14 protein-coding genes are annotated in these 19,421 nt (G+C 65.7%); 2 read left to right on the top strand and 12 right to left on the bottom strand.

Annotated elements, in window-relative coordinates:
* Positions 1-3 precede the first annotated feature (3 nt).
* From L1965_RS06205 to L1965_RS06185, 5 genes are all read right to left on the bottom strand, one after another.
* A complete protein-coding gene (locus L1965_RS06205; RefSeq protein WP_235755528.1) occupies positions 4-783 on the bottom strand; it encodes an ABC transporter ATP-binding protein in 780 nt (259 codons plus the stop codon).
* On the bottom strand, positions 780-1,871 hold the full coding sequence (locus L1965_RS06200; protein ID WP_235755527.1) for an MlaE family ABC transporter permease: 1,092 nt from the start codon (positions 1,869-1,871) through the stop codon (positions 780-782). Before L1965_RS06200 ends, L1965_RS06205 begins: the two co-directional genes overlap by 4 nt.
* A 260-nt stretch (positions 1,872-2,131) precedes the next feature.
* Entirely contained in the window at positions 2,132-2,443 is a 312-nt protein-coding gene (locus L1965_RS06195; protein WP_235755526.1) for a DUF6522 family protein, read from the bottom strand.
* A gap of 298 nt (positions 2,444-2,741) precedes the next feature.
* Positions 2,742-3,437, bottom strand: a complete 696-nt coding sequence (locus tag L1965_RS06190) for a gamma-glutamylcyclotransferase (RefSeq protein WP_235755525.1) — start codon at positions 3,435-3,437, stop codon at positions 2,742-2,744.
* A 55-nt stretch (positions 3,438-3,492) separates the two neighbouring features.
* Positions 3,493-4,413: a LysR family transcriptional regulator gene (locus tag L1965_RS06185; RefSeq protein WP_235755524.1), complete on the bottom strand. Its 921-nt coding sequence runs from the start codon at positions 4,411-4,413 to the stop codon at positions 3,493-3,495.
* Positions 4,414-4,516: 103 nt separating this feature from the next.
* Between L1965_RS06185 and L1965_RS06180 the strand changes: the two genes are divergently transcribed.
* The gene (locus L1965_RS06180) at positions 4,517-5,746 is read left to right on the top strand and encodes an aminopeptidase P family protein (protein ID WP_235755523.1); all 1,230 of its coding nucleotides are present in this window, start codon (positions 4,517-4,519) and stop codon (positions 5,744-5,746) included.
* Between the two features lie 101 nt (positions 5,747-5,847).
* On the opposite strand, the gene L1965_RS06175 is transcribed toward L1965_RS06180, so the two are convergent.
* The 7 genes from L1965_RS06175 to L1965_RS06145 all read right to left on the bottom strand — a co-directional run bounded on the left by L1965_RS06175 (position 5,848) and on the right by L1965_RS06145 (position 18,345).
* Positions 5,848-8,121 (bottom strand): hypothetical protein, encoded by a 2,274-nt coding sequence (locus tag L1965_RS06175; RefSeq protein WP_235755522.1) that lies wholly within the window; start codon positions 8,119-8,121, stop codon positions 5,848-5,850.
* Between the two features lie 378 nt (positions 8,122-8,499).
* Entirely contained in the window at positions 8,500-9,171 is a 672-nt protein-coding gene (locus tag L1965_RS06170; RefSeq protein ID WP_235755521.1) for a hypothetical protein, read from the bottom strand.
* Positions 9,172-10,572 carry a selenium-binding protein SBP56-related protein gene (locus L1965_RS06165; RefSeq protein ID WP_235755520.1) on the bottom strand — a complete coding sequence of 467 codons (1,401 nt, stop codon included), beginning with the start codon at positions 10,570-10,572 and terminating at the stop codon, positions 9,172-9,174.
* 84 nt (positions 10,573-10,656) lie between these two features.
* Positions 10,657-11,415: an IclR family transcriptional regulator gene (locus tag L1965_RS06160; protein ID WP_235755519.1), complete on the bottom strand. Its 759-nt coding sequence runs from the start codon at positions 11,413-11,415 to the stop codon at positions 10,657-10,659.
* A 252-nt stretch (positions 11,416-11,667) separates the two neighbouring features.
* The gene (locus L1965_RS06155; protein WP_235755518.1) at positions 11,668-12,345 is read right to left on the bottom strand and encodes a Crp/Fnr family transcriptional regulator; all 678 of its coding nucleotides are present in this window, start codon (positions 12,343-12,345) and stop codon (positions 11,668-11,670) included.
* Positions 12,346-12,354: 9 nt separating this feature from the next.
* Positions 12,355-15,372 (bottom strand): ATP-binding protein, encoded by a 3,018-nt coding sequence (locus L1965_RS06150; protein WP_235755517.1) that lies wholly within the window; start codon positions 15,370-15,372, stop codon positions 12,355-12,357.
* Between the two features lie 24 nt (positions 15,373-15,396).
* Complete coding sequence (locus L1965_RS06145) at positions 15,397-18,345, bottom strand: NAD(P)-binding protein (RefSeq protein ID WP_235755516.1); 2,949 nt, start codon at positions 18,343-18,345, stop codon at positions 15,397-15,399.
* 426 nt (positions 18,346-18,771) lie between these two features.
* On the opposite strand from L1965_RS06145, the gene L1965_RS06140 reads away from it, so the two are divergent.
* Positions 18,772-19,299 (top strand): phage tail protein, encoded by a 528-nt coding sequence (locus L1965_RS06140; RefSeq protein WP_235755515.1) that lies wholly within the window; start codon positions 18,772-18,774, stop codon positions 19,297-19,299.
* Positions 19,300-19,421: the final 122 nt, after the last annotated feature.

Genomic DNA, 19,421 nt, shown 5'->3' with positions numbered 1-19,421 from the left:
CAGTCAGTCCTTGCCCGGCAGGCCTGCGGTCGCGGCGCGCGCCCGGGGTCCGTTGAAATATTCATGCACCCAAGGGTGGTCGATCTTCAGCATATCGCTCATCGTGCCCGTCGTCAGGACCTTGCGTTCGGCAAGCACCGCGACGCGGTCGCAGCAGGCGTGCAAGGTGTCCAGATCGTGCGTGACGAGGAACACCGACAGGTTCAGCGCATCGCGCAGCATGACGATCAGCCGATCGAAGGCCGAGGCGCCGATCGGGTCCAGCCCGGCGGTGGGTTCGTCCAGAAACAGGATCTCGGGGTCCAGGGCAAGGGCGCGGGCCAGCCCTGCGCGCTTGCGCATCCCCCCCGACAGGTCGGACGGGTAGTTCTGGTTGGCCTTCCACGGCAGCCCGGCCATCGATACCTTGAGTTCCGCCAGGCCCCGCCGCTGCGCGTCCGACAGGCCGGGCACGGCCTTAAGCGGCACCTCGACATTCTCGCGCACCGTCAGCGAGGAAAACAGCGCGCCGTCCTGGAACATCACGCCCCATCGCTGTTCCAGCGCCCGGCGCTCGGCGCCGGACAGCGACCCGATCTGGCTGCCCAGGACCTCGATGTCACCGGCTTGCGACGTCTCGAGGCCGACGATCGCGCGCAACAGGACTGACTTGCCGGTTCCCGAGCCGCCGACGACGCCCAGGATCTCTCCGCGGTTCAGATCCAGATCCAGGCCTTCATGCACGACATGGGTTCCGAACTGGGTACGCAAGCCGCGGACCCGGACCACCGGTTCGTCGCTCACAGCCCCACCTGCGCGAAAAAGACCGAGAAGGCCGCGTCGGCGATGATGACCGCGAAGATCGCGCTGACAACCGCCGAGGACGTCATCCGGCCAAGCGACTCCGCATCCTTGCCGACCTGCATTCCCGCGTGGCAGCCGATCACCCCGATGATAAGCGCGAAGACCGGCGCCTTGATGAAGCCGACGATCACATGAGTGACGCTGATATCGGTCAGCCGGGTCAGGAACATGGCAGGCGAGATGCCCAGCTCGATCCAGGACATGGCGGCACCGCCCAGAAGCCCGGTCAGCGCCGAGACCAGCCCGAGAATTGGCAGCATCAGGACCAATGCCAGCACGCGCGGCATGATCAGCACCAGATCCGGGTCAAGACCCAGGGTCCGCATCGCGTCGATCTCCTGGCGCATCTTCATCGAGCCGATGGATGCGGTCAGCGCCGAGGCCGTCCGACCGGCGACAATGATCGCCGTCAGCAGGATGCCAAGCTCTCGCAGGATGGAAATCGCGATCAGATCGACGACGAAGACCTCGGCCCCGAACTGACGCAGCTGATCCGATCCCTGGAACGCCAGCACCACCCCGATCAGAAACGACATGACGGCGACGATCGGCACGGCGCGAAGGCCGGTTTCCTGGCAGTGATGGATCAACGACGTGCCGGGAAAGTCCGAGGGATGGCGCAATGCGCGCCCCAGCGCGGCCATGCTGCGTCCCAGATATTCGGCCAGTTCGGCCAGATAGACCCAGAAGCCGGCCATCCAGCGCCCGGTCGCCTCGAGAAGGCGACGCCAGGGCGGCGGCGGCGGTGCGGTGGGTTCCACGACCGGCAGGGCCTTGGTCACGGTTTCCAGCAGCTCGGCATGGCGGTCGGAAAGGCCGATCAGGGTGCTGCCGGCCTCGCGCCGCTGTATCAGCTCCCAGGCACCAGCCGTGTCCATGCGGTTGACAGAGGACAGATCGATGCGTCCGGCATGCGAAGTGTCAGACAGCACGCGAAGCGACCAGACCACAAGGTCACCTGAAAGAACGAGCAGATCGTCCTGCAACTCGGTCGAAAGGTCGAATTTGACCGCATCGACGGCCACCATGGCTGCTCCCAGATTCAATTGCGCGGATCGTTGCGTCCCGCTGCGGCAGCAAGGGCCCTTCATCCGCGAATTTTTTCAATCATATCATGGCGTGCCAGACCAGGGATGTCCACGGCCTATTCGGCATCGTCCTGACGGCGGACCGCGCAGCCGGGGCGTCTTCGAGTGGTCGCAGGCAAGGGTCGCGCCGCCGGATCACGCGCATCCCCGACCATCGCCACGTGGCAGCATTCTGGACGGTTTCGCAAGCACGCCGGGGGTCAGCCGTCTGTGGTCGAGCCGCCTCTTTGCGCGCGCGATATCGACAGGACATTTCCCTCGCCGTCGCATGTCAGCCGCAGCCGCCGCTCGGGTGTCAGGAAGGTCAGCCGCATCTTCCCGGCGTCGGCGTCCTCGCCGCGCTCCAGCCGGGTCGAGATTTCACCGGACTGCACAGCCTTTCGGAATGCGGCGACATCAAGCCCCAGCAAGGCAGCGATTTCGGCCGCGTCAACGACCGGCGCGCCGTTTTCGATCACCACCTTGCTCGGCGGACGTGGCTGGCCTGGTGCGGCGGGACCGGACTGCGTCATGCCGGCCGCGGCTTCGGCCGGGCGACGTCACGCGGTTCAGGATGACGGGCCCTCGTCACCAGCTGAGGGCGCGACGACTGCAATTCCCGTTCCGTTTCGGCGGCCGGATGCCGATGGCAGCGCCGCACGGCAAGCCGCATCGGCCCCCGCAGGCCATGGTCGGTGAACGAGGTGAGCCGCATGTCGGTCCCCTGGACAGAAGTCGCGTCAGATCGAGTGTTAACAGACGTGGCCTCGCGGATAAATGCCGAAGGCGCTTGCGATTGGCGATCTGGGCAGAGTCGGTGCCGGTTGCGCCTCAGGTGGGGCCGGATGCCCGACGCGCCTCGATCTCTTCGGCCACCATCCGTTGCAAGGTCCAGATATAGTCGTCATGGACCCCCAACTCGGCCAGCCCGCGGGCGGTCCGCAAAAGATATTCCGCCCCGGATCCGGCCGCCCCTGCCGCCGTGGCCAGCCTGCGGGCCTGTTCGGTCACCGTCAGGCGCACGACGGGCGCATCGACCGGATCCGCGTAGAAGGTCAGCGCGCTTTCGCGGCCGCGCGAGGTCTGCACCTCGATCCAGCAGGCATTGGCGGACAGTTCGTGGGCGACCAGTTCGCGTTTCAGAATGGCGCGCAGCGACGGCGTTTCGGTGCCTTCCGCGACATCCAGGACCAGCCCTTCGCAGCTGCCGCCCGAGGCGAGAGCCAGCATGAGGCCGGGTCGCTCGGGCGTGCCGCGGAAATGCTCCAGCGACAGCGAAAAGTCGCGATGCCATCCGATCGCGGTGCCGCGACGCCGGGACTGAACCTCGAATCCCGGGTTCCAGATCAGCGACCCATAGGCAAAGATGGAAATCGGCCGGGGGCGTCCGTCGGTCAGATGCCGGGCCAGCAGGTCAAGATCGGGGTCCTCGAGCATTTTCCAGCCAGGATCGTAGAGCAGGCCCTCGGCCGGGGCAACGCGAGCGACATGTTCGTCGGACAGCACCAGGGGAAAGGGTTCGGGCATCGTGATCCTGTGATGGCAATGATCCTTGCAGGTCTGTTCGTGCGCAGGGGCCGGGTCAAGCGGCAATCTGCGACAGGCTGGCCGCCTGCTCTTCGGCAAGCCAGCCCAGGAACGCCGTCCGCGCGTCTGCAATGCCGCTCCGTCGTTCGGCGAGGTTGGAGATCGTCAGGAAATAGCCGTAATCCTCCAGAACCGTGATGTCGGACAACCGGACAAGGCGCCCGCTCTCAAGGTCGGGCTGGATCATCGCGCGTGAGCACAGGGCGATTCCCTGTCCCGACAGGGCCGCGATGCGCAGAAGGTTGAAATCCTCGAAGGTCGCCCCGGGCAGGCTGGCCGGCGGCCGGACATGCGCCTTGATCAGCCATTCGCGCCAGCCGCTGTCATCGGTATCGTGCAACAACTCCATCGACGGCAGATCCGTGGGACGGAGTTCGGAAATCGACCTGTCGGCCAGCAGGGCGGGGCTGCAGACCGGGACACTGGCTCCGGGCAGAAAGGGTCGCGCCGTGAAGCCGTCTCCTTGCGGTGTCGATCGGGCAAAGACGAAGGCGAGATCGACTTCCGAGAAATCGACGGCTTCGCCGTGATGGGCATAGACGATCCTGAGCGGGATCCGGGGATGGCGTTCGCGCAGTCGCGGCAGCCGGGGAATCAGCCAGCAAATCGCAACCGACGGGATCGCCGCGACGACCAGGGCGTCGGGGCGGCGCGCTGGTCGCGCGCGGCTGCATGCCGCGTCGATGCTTTCGAAAGCCAGGGTCAGGTCACGCGCCAGCGCCTGGCCCCTTGCGGTCAGGACGGGCCGCCGGCCGCCGCGGTCGAAGAGCGGCGTCCCGACCCATTCCTCGAGATGCCGGACCTGATGGCTGATCGCGGGCTGGGTCACGAACAACGTCTCTGCCGCTGCCCGGAAGCTGCCGGTCCGGGCGACGGCCTCGAAGGCGCGCAATGCGTTCAGAGGGGGCAGGCTCAATCCGGCACTCCATGAGAATTTCTTATGAAGCCATTAGATATCATCCTTTGACGCCGTGCCACCAGAACATGCAGATAGAGGAAATCTGATCGGGAGAAGAAAAATGACCCAGCGCGACAGACTGCAAAGCTTTGCCGGCAATGGCGCAAAGGCGCAGCCGACCTTCTCGACGGCAGAAATGCAGCGCCGCCTTGATGCGATCCGCGCCGGCATGGCCCGAAGCGGCATCGATGCGGCGCTTTTCACGTCCTATCACAACATCAACTACTACTCTGATTTCCTCTATTGCCAGTTCGGGCGACGCTATGGCTTGGTTGTGGATCATGACAGCGCGACCTCGATCAGCGCAGGCATCGATGGCGGCCAGCCTTGGCGCCGAAGCTTCGGGCGCAATGTCACCTACACGGACTGGCAGAAAGACAACTATTTCCACGCCATCCAGCAGATCGTCGGCGCGCCAAGGCGCATCGGCATCGAGTTCGACCACGTCACTATCGAATTGCTGAGCCAGCTGAAATCCCGGTTTCCGGACGTGGAATTCGTCGATATCGCCGCGCTCGCCATGCGCTTGCGGATGGTCAAGTCGGGCGAAGAGATCGCCCACATCACCAGGATGGCCCGGATCGCCGATATCGGTGGCGCAGCCTGCGTCGAGGCGATCGCGGTCGGCGTGCCCGAGCACGAGATTGCGCTGCATTCGACCGCGACGATGGTGCGCGAGATCGCGAAGACCTGGCCGCATGCCGAACTGCTGGACAGCTGGACCTGGTTCCAGTCGGGCCTGAACACGGACGGGGCACATAACCCCGTCACCAGCCGCAGGATTCAACGCGGCGACATCCTGTCGCTGAACTGTTTCCCGATGGTCGCGGGCTACTATGTCGCGCTGGAGCGCACGCTGTTTGCCGAAGAAGCCAGCGACGAACATCTGCGCCTCTGGGACTTCAACTGCAAGGTCCATGACCGCGGCAAGGAACTGCTGGTTCCGGGAAAGAAATGTTCGGACATCGCGGCTGAGCTGAACGAGATGTATGCCGCCGAGAACCTTCTGCAATATCGCAGCTTCGGCTATGGCCACAGCTTCGGCGTGCTGTGCCATTATTACGGTCGCGAGGCCGGGCTGGAACTGCGCGAGGATTGCGAAACGGTGCTGGAGCCCGGCATGGTCGTGTCCATGGAGCCGATGATCACCATCCCCGAGGGCATGGCCGGCGCCGGGGGCTATCGCGAACACGACATTCTTGTGATCGAGGATGCCGGCAACCGCAATATCACCGGCTTTCCCTATGGTCCCCGGCATCTGATCGTGCAGGACGGGGCCAGGGCCGCCTGAAGGACATCTTCGCCGGCGATTCGCGCCGGGGCCGCGGGGTGGCAGGCCCCAGAGAAGAAGGCGCCTGCCCCGGTCTGATGGCGGGGCAGGCGCAAAGCCTGTCAGGCGTCGATCTCGACCACGAATGCCGCCGTGTCGCCGGCGCGCTGGAAGCCCAGATCGTCACCGTCCGTGCGCTTGTTCCAGACATCCAGGAATGCCGTGAAGGCGCATCTCAGCCGCGTCGGATCCAGATCCGGCCGCAGCATGTCGGCAAAGCTGTTCGTCGCGCTGCCTCCGGCTGCCGCGGGGGGCTGGCCGACATTCGCCGACAAGGTTGGCTGCAACACGCCCGATGATCCTGCCGTCGAGCCCAGCCCGCGCCGCCACCAGATGCGGTGATACAGCTGGAACTGCTCTCGCGGGTGATAGGCACGATAACCGACGCTGAAGGTCGTGCTTTCGGTCCCGCCGAAGAACAGGCACTCGGCGTTGTAGACCAACCCGTTGCGACGCAGATCCACGATGTCGCCAACGACGTCGCGATTGTCCCACCAGAACATGTGCGTCAACGCGCCGAAGGGCACATTCGCGGTGGCGCCGGTATTCTGGAACCTCCGCCGATAGGTGAAGGCCGCCGTCGCCTCCTGGCCGCCCAGCCCGGTCGCGGGGGTCCCGTCGGGGCGCAGTCGCCGTCCGTTCTCGTCGAACAGTTCCAGCATGATCAGATGCCGCACGTTCGGCGCGCTCCATCGAGGATCATTGGTGTTGATATGGGCGTGATACTGGCCGGCGTTCCAGTCGGTCGTCGGATTGGTATCGTAGGGGATCAGATACAGGAAATTCTGCTCATCCGCCCCCGCACCCGCCGCGGTCGGCCCCAGGCTGACCGGGACGATATCGACCCCGCCGCCGCCATCGGGAACCGCCTTGTTCCACGACAGGCCGGCGTCGTAGTAGTGCCGCGTGCCGGTCGGGTTCCCGGCGCCGTCGGCTTCGACGATGCTGACGCGATAGTATTTGGCGCCGACATCCTGCATCCCCTCGCTGAACAGGAAGGACAGCTTCAGCGTGCCGCCCCAGTTGCGGTTCAGGGCAGCGCCCTCGGCGGCGGCCGGGTTGGGCGCGGGGAAGACCAGCCCGCTGTTATAGGCCGGGTTCGCGACCGAGGTCGCGCCGTCCGCGTCGGGCGTGATCAGCTCATGCGCGCCGGTGTCGCCGATCAGGTCGAGGAAGACGAAATTGCCGTCCGGATTGTCGCGGCAGCCATACGCCCAGGGGCTGTAGCTGGTCAGCGTCGGATTGTCGCCGCGGTGGTACCAGTGCCCCGCCGCCACGCCATTGTAGATCGTCAGGTTGAACGGGCCGAAAGGCTGGCTGACGATATAGGCGAACTCTTCGTGGCAGCCGAAGGGCAGCAGAGGGTTGGCGCTGAACCAGCAGACATTGAAGACGCCGCCGGCGCCGAGATTGCCCTCGGCCACCTTGACCGGATTCCCACAGCTGTAGCTGCGGCACAGCAGATAGGGCCGCGCGTTGATGTAGTCGGGGATCAGCTTGGGGTCGAGTGCGCGCAACGCTTTCAGATCCTGTGCCGCGCGCAACGATTTCTCGTCCAGCGCGCCTTCGCGGAACAGCACCGTGTCGCCGGCTTCGCCCCGGATCGGATCGGGCCCGGGCTCGGGCAGCGGGATCGGGTCGCGCGGGATGCGCCGGACCAGATCTTCAAGGTCGCGGATCAGTTCGGGAATGCGCGGGTCGAAGACGACCCAGGGCTTGCAGCAGCAGACGCGCCGCCAGACCTGGACACGGCCGTTGCAGACCGGAAAGCAGCGGAAAGGCCATGCGATCAGGTGATCCAGCGATGCCACCGGGGCCAGACGCGCCGGCGCCTTCGTCGCAGCGGCGAGCTGCGAGCCGGCCTCGTCGTCCATGGCACGGCTTGCCATCGGACGTCGACCGACATCCGATGCAAGCTGCGGCTGGACCGCCAGATTCGCCAGGTCGCGGAACCACCAGGGAGAGCGGCGGCACACCCGGACGCGGCCGCTGACGCAGCGCAGATGGAACAGCCAGGACTTCCATATCCCACTGGCGATCTGGATCGAGCCGCGCTCGACCAGCCGGTCGAAGGCATCGCGGCGATAGATCAGCAGATTGGCCGCCTGGTCCGATTTCGGATCGTCTTCCTGTTCGGCAGGGCCAACGACCAGCCGCATCGCCTTTTTCAGGACATCGGCGGGCAGGCTGGCCTTGTTTTCCTTGCCGAATTCGACCCTGTGAATTTCCCTACGTCGATCATCCTGCGCGATCAGGACGGTCTTGGGCCGTGCCTCGTCGGCGCCGATGCCCTCGTAATCCAGCCGGATCGTGATTTCCTTGTTTTCGCGTGCCATCAGAATACCTCGCTGAAGCGGTCTGCCGGACTGTCCGGCAGGGTCGGATCGGACCAGTTGGTGCGTCCGTAATCAGCGGGGCCTGATTGATTCCCCGTGCATGCAGGCCTGCGGGCGATCGGCAGCGTGGCGCAACGAAAGGCATGAGCGCTGTCACCTGCGATATAGCCCGGCCCGAATATACAAGGCACACCATTTAATCCGGATACTCGATAACATAAAATTCGATTCGAATATACGTGGCATTATATATTATAAAAATTGTCGGCTACGGGATGCGATCCGGTCGCGCCGTTCATTCTGCTGAAGCCATCCTGGTTGGCGGCGTTCCGGCGCCTCTGCGTGACCGATCGCATGCGGTGACACGCCCGGACCGCATCAATGGCCCTGAACTGCGCTGTAGATCCCGAACGCCCCCACAAGGATCAGGCTCGATGCCCAGGCGATGTCGAGATTGAACCAGGTCCGTGACAGGAACTTCAGCCCGAGATACGCGTAGATCGCGACCGCGATCACGCCGCCCGCGGCGGTCATCGCAGCCGTGTGCACCAATGCCACCATGAAGGCGGAGGCCAGGTTCTGTCCCATCAACTCTCGGGCAGCCTCGTGGTTGCCCTCGGCAATGTCGATGCCGCAGATTCCCAGATAGATCGGCACCAGCATCAGCCCGGCGCCATGGGCCATGGCGGCCAGGAATGACCAAAGCACCAGCCGCGAGGGCGGGATCCGGGCCAGGAACCGGGGATGCCTGCGATTGATCAGCAGATAGACGCCCATGGCGATCACCAGCAGCCCCGCACCGACGCGGAGCTCCGTCTGCCAGTCGATCAACGCGGTCATCATCGAGAACGGCAGCAGGATCGCCAGCATCGCCAGCAGATGTCCCGCCGCCAGCGCGGCGATGGCTTTTGCCATCGCCCGGTGCCTGGCCTCCATCAGTCCGGCCGATACGGCGAGCGGCCAGCCCATGCCGGGATTGACGCCGTGATAGGCCCCCGAAAGGATGACGGCCCCCCAGAGAGCCGTCATCGTGCTTGCGTCGAAATCCATTCAGACGTTGGGGTAGCAGAAACTGTCTGTCGAGCAGTCACCACCCTCCAGCCGGATCTGGTGGGCCCGGTGGCCCTTGGGGAAATCGACATGGAAATCCTTGTCCAGTGTCAGCCCGCCATCCTCGCCGACATGGGCCATGACCATCTGCCCGCCTTCCTCGCCGGGATAGAACTGGCTGTCCCAGGTGGAATAGAGCGAGTTGGTCCAGTAGACGCGCTTGCCGTCGCGGCTGATCTCGACCATCTGCGGACCGAAGGCGAAATCACCTCCGCCCGGATGCTTGGTGCCGCGCCCGATGCCGCCCAGTTCCACTGTGCCGGTCAACACCGGGTTCATCGGGTCCGAGACGTCATACTGGCGCATCTCGCCCAGACCCCAGCAGGCGACATAGAGATATCTGTCGTCAAGGCTGAGGTCGATATCGGTGACCAGCGGCGGCACGGCCTCGAAGCCCTGCAGCAGCGGCGGCAGATTCTCGGGCTTTTCGGGGCGCGGGTCTATGGTGATGGTCTTCTTGCTCTGCCACGAGCCGTCCTCGCCGCGCCACCAGGTGAAGACCGCCCCCTGCAGATTGCTCGTGTCGACCACGATGCCACAAAACCCGTATGATTTCTTGGGGTCATGGGCAGGGCGAATTTCCAGCGCCATCTGATAGTTCTCACCAAAGTCCATCGTCTGGATGTTCTTGCGCTTGCGAAGGTCCCAGAAATGGATCGAGTGGCCGTATTTGTTGGACAGCAGATCCTCGGCGACCAGGCCGTTTTCGAACTGCGGCGGCAGGCCCCATTCGGAACTGACCATGTAGTCCTGCGGCAGGTTCCACCAGAAATCGTAATGCTTGTCCTGTTTGCCGCGGTCCATCTCGTACTGGCCGATGATCTCGAAGGTCTCGCAATCCATGATGAAGATGCCCGGAGGCCCGTCGGTTCCATCCGCGCCACCGCCGCCCAGGGTCGAGACGTAGATACCCTCGGGCCCGCAATGGATGGTGTGGGGGCGCGAATAGCCGGTCTTGGCGAAGACCTCTTCGGGCTCGATGATCTTGTGGATCTTCAGATCCAGCGGATCCTTGGTGTCGATGACGTAGATGCGCGAGGACCGGATGCCGGGCACGATCAGGTAGCGGCGCTCCAGAAAGGCATGGCCCGACAGCGGCGACAGGGACGAAGAACACGCGTTCCAGCCGAAGTGATGAAACTCGTCACCCTTGTTCGGCATCAGCAGTTGGTGGACGATGGTTCCGTATTTGGCGGATTTGGGGTTCAGGTCGATCACGGCGATGCCATCGGGCTGAGAGCCGTCGGGGCTGAGCATCACGGTGAAGCCGTAATTCTCGGCAGGGGCCTGCATGGCAAGCTGCGCGGTGGCGTGGAACGTCGGATCCGGTCTTAAGGTCATGTCGTCCTCCCTTGAATGAATGGGCCCGTCACGGGCAGTTGGTCTGGTTCGACCTTTCTTCTTGGCGGCGTGGCCGTCGCCTCCTCAAACCTCGGCCACGTTGCAAAGCTGGATGGCGCCGCTGACGCGGCCGGCCAAGTCTATCAGCTTGAGCCCGATTTCGGACCGGTAAGCCTTGCCGAAGCGTCGGATCGGACCAACGGCGCCCACGCTGAATGTCGCGCCGATCTTGCCGATCGAGACCGGCGCAGCCACGCTGGCGATTCCGATGTCGATCTCCTGGTCGCAATCGGCAAAACCGCGCGCGACGATCCGATCGAATTCCGCACGCAGCTCTGCCTCGGTCGTCTTGGTGTTCTCGGTATAGGCCTTCATGCCGTGACTGATGATCGAGTCCTGGAATTCCCGCTCGGCAAAGGCCGCGATGGCCTTTGAACAGGAGCAGGCATGCATCGGGCGGACACCCAGCCCAGGGTGGACGAAGGCACGCTGCGGATCATCGGGGGTCTCGACATGGATGATCTCGACCTGGTTGTTTCGAAACCGCGAAAGAAACACGGTTTCGTTGAACTGGATCGCCGCCGCCTTGAGAAGCGGTGCAGTCGCCTTGCGCGCATCCACATCGGACTTGCCAAGAAGCGCAATGCGGATCAGGCGATCGCCGATCGCCACGCGCCCGTCACCTGATGGTATCGCGATCAGACCATGATCCTCAAGTGTCTGGATGAGCCTGTAGCAGGTCGGCTTGGGCAAACCCGTGATCTTCTGGATCTCGGATGCCGACACGGGCCGACCGGCGACCGCGACGACCTCGAGGATCGTGATCAGACGATCCAGGTGCATCGGGGCCAGCGCGTTTCATCATACGGGACCATGTCTCGCAGTCTGATACGAGCGGCGGGAAAAGCAAGGAAAATCGGCAAGCCCATTTTCGGGCGGTCGTGGTGCGGATCATCAGCTCCGTGAGGGCGCCGAAACCGGCCGCGACCCCGGCAACCGGCCGGTTGGTCGTGTCTTGCCGGCAGCAGTGGCGCGATCAGGCCCGCCAGCGGGACGACGATGAAGGCGAAGCCGGGGCCGAACGGCGGCGCGATGCTAGTGCTGCACGGCCGCGAGCCCGCCGGGATCCAGCAATTCGATTCGCCGTCGGCCGGTTCTGATCAGCCCTTCGCGGCGCAGCTGCGACATGACACGACTGACAATCTCGCGGTTTGCGCCGATGCTGGCGGCGATCTCGGAATGCGTGGGCATGTCCTCGATCACGGCGCCGGGATGCAGGCGCCCCCGTTCGAACGCGACCGACAGCAGATAGGCGCGGACCCGCTCTTCGACGCTTTGAGTCACCAGTTGCAGGTTGCGTTGCGTCAGCAGGCGGATGCGGGCGGTGAGCGCGCGGAACAGTCTTTCGCGAACTTGCGGCAGGCGGTCGATCAGCAACAGGAACGAGTGCCGTTCCAGCACCAGCACCCGAGACGCTTCGCGCGCGACCACCGCCAGAGAGCGCCTGTCCCCGTCCAGCGCCGCCAGTTCCCCGAAATGCTCGCCGCGCTGGAACCGCGTGAAGATGATCTCGCGCCCGTCCTCGGCCCAGTGAATTGCCATCAGCGCGCCCGAGATCAGGAAATACACGTCGCTGTCGGCGTCGCTTTGCTGGAACAGCGTCTGCCAGGCTGAAAGCTGCGTGACGTGGCTGCGGATGTTCAGGTCGCGAAGATCCGCTTCGGTCAGCCCCTCCAGCAGAGGCAGGTCATATGTGAGCAGGCTGGCTGCCATCCGTGACCGTCAGCCCGCCAGCGGAACCCGGCCGCCGTTCAGTTCGGGCAGGGCCGCATCGACTGAAAAATACGCCCGCGCTTCGCGCGCCGCCGCGCCGTCGCCATCCGGCAGGTCCGCCAGGTCCAGCGCGGCGCGCAGCTGCCACAGGCGCGCGCCCTGTGCGTCGGCAAGCGAAATCGCCTGCCGCAGGACGCGTGCCGCGTCCTCGGTCCGGCCTATGCGGTGCGTCATGGCGGCGTGCAGCCGCAGCGTTTCGGCCTGCCAGCACCAAAGTCGCGAGCGACTGCCGTCTTCGACCGCCGACCGAGACACGGCGAAGGCCTCTTGCAGACAGCCTGCGCGCGCCAGGGCTGCGGCATAGTGGGCCTGGAAATAGGGCAGCCCGATCAACGCGCCGATCGCGCGCAGCGTCTCGATGGCCTGCCGGAAGGCGTCGCGGCCCGCCTGGCTGTCGCTTTGAGCGGGATTGATGACATGCTGCCAGCATTGCCCGATCAGCAACCAGAACTCGGCGCCCTGTTCGGATGCGATGGCCAGCCCGCGTTGCAGCCGCGCCATCGCCTCGTCGCTGCGGCCCGCCGCATGCAGCGGAACGCTGCCCCAGATCAGCGCATAGGGCTGCATCACCGGAATGTTCAGCGCCTGCTGATGCCTGTCCGTTTCGGCCAGCAGATCGGTCAGACCGCCGGTCTCGCCGCAGAAGACCCGCGCCGGGACCTCGAACATCTGCGCGGCCGCAAAGATGTCCATGCCGTATTGCGCGATCATCGGCGCGTGGATTTCAAGCCTGTAGAGCTGCCGGATGCGGGCGATATGAACGAGCTGGTCGCGGAAATCACCCGCGTAGAAGCAGCCGCAATTCGCCGCAGCCTCGGCGGCGAGGCGGATCTGCACGCGATCCGGTCGCATGTCCCGTTCCGCGCCCTCGGCCGCCTCGATCAGCAGCCTGCACAGGTCGTCCGCGCCCTGGCGGTCGCCGGCGATGATCGCGTGCGAGTAGCTGCCGAACAGCGCCGCGCCGTTGCCGCCCCGGCCGAAGGCGGCATCATCGCTGGCCAGTCGCAGCACCTCGGCGAAGGCGGTGCGGACTGGCGCGGCTGCGTAGCCCTGCGATTGCATCAGGGTCGATCCAAGCGCGGTGTGACCGGCGATTTCCAGTTGGCTCCGTTCCGGCGCGCCGCCGCCGGACTGCGCGCACATTTCCAGCGCGGCGCGGGCATGCTCCTCGGCATCGGCGAATGCACCGCGCAGCAACGCCTGCTGACTGGCCGCAAGATAGCTGCGGGCGGCAGGCAGATGCCGCTTCGCACGGCTCTGATGACTGGCCAGCAGTGCGGGACCGGCCTCGACCAGATCGGCGCATTCGCCCTGAAGCAGTTCGGCCACGCGGGCATGCAGCGCCTCGCGGGTGCCGCGCAGCAGCAGCCGGTAGGCGGCGCGATGCAGCAGCGCGTGGCTGAACGACCAGCGATCGGTGCCCGTCGGGTGAACCAGATCGGCCCGATGCGCCTCTTCCAGCATCTGCGGGGTGTCGGCATCCGCGGCGGCCAGTGCCTCCAGCAGGCGCTGCGAGAAGCTGCGACCCAGCACCGACGCCTTCAGCAGCACCTGGCGGGCAGGGCCGGCGGCGTCGATCCGTTCGGTCAGCAGATCGCTGAGCGTCGCGGGAAGACCGTCGCGCGTCGGGCTTCGCTGTAATGCATGCCTGACAAGCTGTTCCAGAAACAGCGGCACCCCGCCCGCGTGGCGAATGACATCGTCGCGGGTTTCGGGGGCGATGCCGACATGGCCACATGCATCGAGATAGGCCTCCGATTCCTCGGGGGCGAAGGCGTCGATGCCGATGATCTCGACCGGCAGATCGGACAGGTGGCGGGCGATCTTGACCGTTTCGCGGCTGGTCATCAGCAGCCGTTGCGGACCGTCCCGCAGGTCGCGGACCAGGCGGCGCAGCACGCCAAAGCTGGCGCTGTCCAGCCAGTGCAGATCCTCGACCAGCAGCACGCCGTCGGGCAGCCGGTCGCGGATCGCCTGTGACAGGCTCGCCTCGATCCGGTCGCGCAGAGCGTTGCTGGCGAATCGGGCCAGCAGCGCCTGCCCCTGCGGCAGGTCCAGAACCAGCGCGAGGCACAGGATCGCGTCGTCGGACAGGCCGGGAAAGCCTGCGCGCAGTTCCGAGATCGCGGGCTGGACGCCGCCGAACCGCGACCGAAGCCATTGGCGGAAGGGGGCAAGCCCCTCGCCGCTATGAAGCGGGTCGGCCTGGAAGATCGCACAGGGCATGCCATCCTGAAGGAACGTGCCGGCCAGCGCGGTCTTGCCGATCCCGGCCGGGCCGACCAGAAGGCACGGGCGGTCCGACTTGGACAGGATGCGGCTGCGTTCGCGATGCCGACCGACGAAGGGGCGGTGCGCGGCATCGCGGCTGGAGTGGGCGACCGGGATACCGGGATCAACCCGATAGACGGTGACGGTGCCGAAACCCTTCAACGGCGTATCGGCGCGCGCTGAAAGCCGCAGCGCACCGCGCAGCAATGCGCGTGTCTCGGCGGCGATCAGCACCTCGCCCGGGGCGGCTGCCGTCTGCAGCCTTTGGGCGAGCGTCGTCACCATTCCGGTCATGCGCGGCAGCGAGCCGTCGGCTGAGTCGTGTGCACGCGTCGCGACCTCGCCGGTGGCGACGCCGGCGCGCAGCGAGACCGCCGTGCCGTCGGGAAACAGGAACCGGGGCAATGTCACGACCGAGAGCGCGGCTTCGACGGCCTTTCGGGCGGCCAGCTCCTCGGCGCGCGAGAGGCCGAAGACCGCGACGATCCCGTCCCCGAGGAACTCGGTGATTTCTCCGCCGCCGGTTTCGACGATCGCGCGCGCTCGACGATAGAAATGGTCCAGCCAGTCCTGCAGGTCCTCGGCGTCGGCGGTGCTGGCAAAGCTGCTGAATCCGACCACGTCAACGAACAGCGCTGTGACCTGGCGACGCTCGCCTCTCTGATCCGGAATGCCACGGTTGACGGTCACCGACATCGTCTTTCCCTTCAGCCCGACCCCTCAAGGCAGGCGTGACCTGCTTGCCTCTAGCATCGCCAGGCGTCGGCTGTCGAACGGATTCGAAAGCGTCCAGCTGGTCCAGATCCGGAAGGCGCCGGGCAGGCGATGATCGCGCGGTGCTGCCTTGCCCGGCTGCATCGACAGCGGTCGCGCCTGCAATGCGCCCGCCGGCAGATTGGCAAGAGGCGGGTACGCGACCTCGATCCGGGCCGAGACGGGCGCGACCCTCGCCGAGGTCAGGTTGAAATCAAAGGCCGAGAAATGCCAGCCGCCGCCGACCCGGCTGCGGCTGGCCACGACCTGCTGACACAGGGCCTCGACAGCCGCACATTCGGGTGAATCCATCAGCGGCTGTGCCAGGCCGGGCTGCTGGTAGCGTCCCGACCAGATCGGCTCTCCGGCCGGCGAAGCGACGCTGTAGCTGCCTTCGCCCATCTGCAACCTGCCCATGCGCTTGTTGAACCCATACATCCAGACACCGGCCAGCTGCGGCGCGCGACTGTTCAGATAAAGGTTCGGCAGGTAGCTGAAGATGCCGTCCTGTCCCTCGATCCCGACCCAGTTGACCGCGACGATCGCCTCGAAATAGTCGCGATAGCCCAGCAGCCGCGGCAGGACCGACAGCCTTACGCCGACCTGCTGGTTGGCCAGGATCGCGACAGGATGGGTTCCGGCCGGTGTCAGGGGCTGGGGCAGCAGGTGCATGCCGTCGGGCAGAACGGCCTCCAGAGCGGTGGCGTCGACGGCATGAAAGCTGAAGAAGCCGTCGATGCTGCCCGTGCCGTAGAACGGTGTCAGCGGCCAGGGGGCGGTCTGGGCATAGGGGCTGGCCAGACGCGCCGAGTCGCCGGGCCCGTGATCGGGGGCCAGATCGCCCTCGCCGACGATCCCGATATCGGCGCCGGTCAGCCCGCGCGCGGCCATCAACCCCGAGATGGTGGCAGCCTCGACACAGCCCGCATTGATGCCGCAGCGCGTCCAGTCGCCCGCCAGGTAGAGGTTGTCGAAGCCCGACCCGTCCGGTGGCAGCCGGTATTGCACGCTGCCCGGAACCGACAGGACATAGCGTTCGGAACCGTAGAGGTTCTCGCGGAAATACTGCGCGGAGAAGCGGGCGTCGTCATCGCCGCCGTTGATCGCGTGCAGGATCCGTGCGTCGAACCGCCCGTCCTTCGATGCGTCCGGCCACATGCGCACCAGCTGGCTGTCCGCCCATTTCCGGGTGCGCTGCTGCATGCTGCCGGATTCGATGTCCGCGTCGCGGGCCGGGCTGCAGAAATACGCGATGGCTTTGGGCGGCGGGTCGGGCCATGTCTCGCGTCCGCGCAGATCGCTCATGTCCGCCCAGGTGTCCAGCGGTTCGGCAAAGCTGGTGATGACGGTCTGAAGATCGGTCTGCGGGCCGGGATTGTGGGCGGCGACAAGCTTGTTCCAGCCCAGATCCTCGGGCGTCCGGTCGGTCCAGAACTGCGCGGCATGGGTGGCGACGGTCTGCACCTTGTCCATCATCCGCTGCCAGCGCGGCGAAGCCGCGATCAACGCGTCCGCAAGATAGGGCATCGACCCCAGCGAGGCGCCAAGGATCAGCTGATCGAAATCCTTGCCGCGATCCAGCCGGTAGGGGCGTCCGCGCGGTGGCATCTTCTCGCTTTCGAAATCGGTGTCGGGATGGTCGCTGATCTGGTCCCAAAGCGGCTCTGACGGCCAGCAGGGCAGCCCGGCCACATCGCGCAGCGGATGGTATTCGTCGCCCGCGACCCGTGCCTGCTCGACCATCTCGATTGCGGCGACGCCGCTGCGATCCCCGTCCAGGACCAGCCGTGTCGCGGCATTGAAGAAACGGAACCTCACGCCGCGCTGGCGCAGCACCTGATAATAGGGCGCGAAGATCGTGTCGCCCATCCCGGCCTGCATCTTGTAGAACAGCGAGCCCTTGTAGCAGAAGGCAAGCCGCAACAGCCCCCGGATCGCGGTCCCGGCCCCGACACTGCGATGATCGGTGACGCCGCCCGGATAGCCGAACACATAATCATAACAGCCCCGGAACACGGCCGAGAAGACCGCATCGCGCGCGGCGCCGTGATGCAGCAGCCAGTCGCTGATCTCCCAGTCGTCGATGGCGTCGAAGCCCTGAAGGAAACAGCCCTCCGCGATGGTGCCGCGAGCGAAGGCCAGCGACAGGCTGACGAGGTAATGCAGGCGGCGCGCAGCATCGTCCTGCGGCAATCGAGCCAGCACGTCGCCATGCCAGTCCTGCGCCTCGGCGGCCAGCGCCGCCAGCACGGCGCGGTCGCCGCGCCCGTGACGAGAGGCGTCGTCGGGCAGGATGCGGGCATACGCCCCGAGATGGTGCAGCGGCGTCGGTGCCGTCAGGCCAAGATCGCGCTCCCGGAAGGTCGCGTGAAATCGCGATGGCACCCTATGGCCGACCGTGCTGGTCTGGCCGGCCTGTTCCATCATCTGCGCGACCCGGTCCAGCAGCATCTTGAACAGCGTGAAGGGCGACGGGACGACGCCACCGGTGCCGGGCTTTTCGCCGTTCGCCTCGAAATCGATCCGCCATGGGTGAAGCGCCCTGCTGCCATCGGGCTGTGCGACCTCTTCGGCCAGCATGAAATGGTTCAGCCCGTGGAACGCCTGTTCCAGCGTGGCCAGCGGGGCGTCGGGCTTGCGCAGCCCCTCGCTGACAAGGGTCTGGTAGCAATCGCGCATCAACCGAAAGGCGTTGTCGTAGAAGCCGGCCCAGATATGCAGCCCGTGTTCCTCGATCCGCTCGCCCATCGCGGCATTCCGCCCGCTGGCACCCTTGCCGCCCAGCCGCCATCCCATCTGGTACAGCGTCACGTCAAAGCGATCGCGCCAGTCGGGCAGTTGCGTGATCGCATAGGCGGCGGTGACCGCACCGACGCCGCCACCGATGATCGCGATCTTCTGGGGCGTCGATGGCATCACGACCTCGCATACCCGGAAAGATGTCGGATTATCCGAACTTGCCGGTTGAGCATGACCGCAAATCACTCGCTTGTGAAGGCAGAACCCGATTGCGGCATGGTTGCGTGATCGCGCAGGAAACCAGCGGACGGCCGCCTGCCAGCCGCCGTCCGCCAGGCCCGCACCCCAGGAAAAAGCCGCAGGCCAGACACTCTTTACCCAACGTGTCGCACCCCCGACCCGTCAGAACACGGAACCCGGATCCGAAGCCAGGACCGAATGGGAAGCGTCCGGTCGATCCGGGTTCATGCTTCATGACTAACCGGTTCCCGGCCCCTCTTCTGTGCTCTGGGACACAGAACCGGATTTGGTTCGACGTTAGGCACAAGTTGGGCCGCGCGCCTCGCGCGTCCCTTGCCATCACTGTCTATCGGAGGGGATGGAGTGGAACCTTTCATCGGCCAGATCGCGATGTTCGCGGGAACCTTCGCGCCGCGGGGCTGGGCGCTGTGCGACGGCCAGTTGCTTGACATCCAGCGGTATCAGGTCCTGTTCAGCCTGCTTGGCACGACCTATGGCGGCGACGGCCGGGCCAGTTTCGCGCTGCCCGACCTGCGCGGTCGCGTGCCCTTGCATGCCGGCGCGGGCGAGGGGCTTCAGCCCCGCCGGCTGGGTGAGGCGATGGGAGCCGAGCGGGTGGGCCTGGAGGAATCGCAGATGCCGGCGCACGCCCATGAGCTGATCGCCGCGAATCGCCCGGCCGATTCGGACCGTCCTGGCCGCGCGATGCTGGCGCAGGCCAAGGGCTATGCCGGCGAGGCGGGCAACGGCGGTGGCACTGGCCCGACTGCGGCGATGGCGGTCGAGGCCATTTCGGTCACGGGTCGGGGTGAGCCGCACGAAAACATGCCGCCCGGGCTTTGCTTGAATTTCATCATCGCGCTTGAGGGAAACTATCCGTCGCGGGACTGACGCAACGTCGCGCGCCGCGCCGTCCGGATCGCCGGCTGAAAGGCTGTCCGGCCCCGCGATGGCTGTTTGCGATTGTGTCCGCGGTCTTTTGTGGGCCATGCTTGGTGTTGACAAGGTGCACA

The sequence above is a fragment of the Paracoccus salsus genome (assembly GCF_021556615.1).
In the GTDB taxonomy this organism is placed as follows: domain Bacteria; phylum Pseudomonadota; class Alphaproteobacteria; order Rhodobacterales; family Rhodobacteraceae; genus Paracoccus; species Paracoccus salsus.
The sequence above is the reverse complement of the archived record's forward strand: the minus strand, read 5'-3'. Positions and strand labels throughout refer to the sequence as shown.

Coding starts and splice junctions, on each gene's coding strand:
- L1965_RS06200 (WP_235755527.1), bottom strand. CDS start 1,871: ATGGTGGCCGTCGATGCGGTCAAATTCGACCTTTCGACCGAGTTGCAG.
- L1965_RS06195 (WP_235755526.1), bottom strand. CDS start 2,443: ATGACGCAGTCCGGTCCCGCCGCACCAGGCCAGCCACGTCCGCCGAGC.
- L1965_RS06190 (WP_235755525.1), bottom strand. CDS start 3,437: ATGCCCGAACCCTTTCCCCTGGTGCTGTCCGACGAACATGTCGCTCGC.
- L1965_RS06180 (WP_235755523.1), top strand. CDS start 4,517: ATGACCCAGCGCGACAGACTGCAAAGCTTTGCCGGCAATGGCGCAAAG.
- L1965_RS06175 (WP_235755522.1), bottom strand. CDS start 8,121: ATGGCACGCGAAAACAAGGAAATCACGATCCGGCTGGATTACGAGGGC.
- L1965_RS06170 (WP_235755521.1), bottom strand. CDS start 9,171: ATGGATTTCGACGCAAGCACGATGACGGCTCTCTGGGGGGCCGTCATC.
- L1965_RS06165 (WP_235755520.1), bottom strand. CDS start 10,572: ATGACCTTAAGACCGGATCCGACGTTCCACGCCACCGCGCAGCTTGCC.
- L1965_RS06160 (WP_235755519.1), bottom strand. CDS start 11,415: ATGCACCTGGATCGTCTGATCACGATCCTCGAGGTCGTCGCGGTCGCC.
- L1965_RS06155 (WP_235755518.1), bottom strand. CDS start 12,345: ATGGCAGCCAGCCTGCTCACATATGACCTGCCTCTGCTGGAGGGGCTG.
- L1965_RS06150 (WP_235755517.1), bottom strand. CDS start 15,372: ATGTCGGTGACCGTCAACCGTGGCATTCCGGATCAGAGAGGCGAGCGT.
- L1965_RS06145 (WP_235755516.1), bottom strand. CDS start 18,345: ATGCCATCGACGCCCCAGAAGATCGCGATCATCGGTGGCGGCGTCGGT.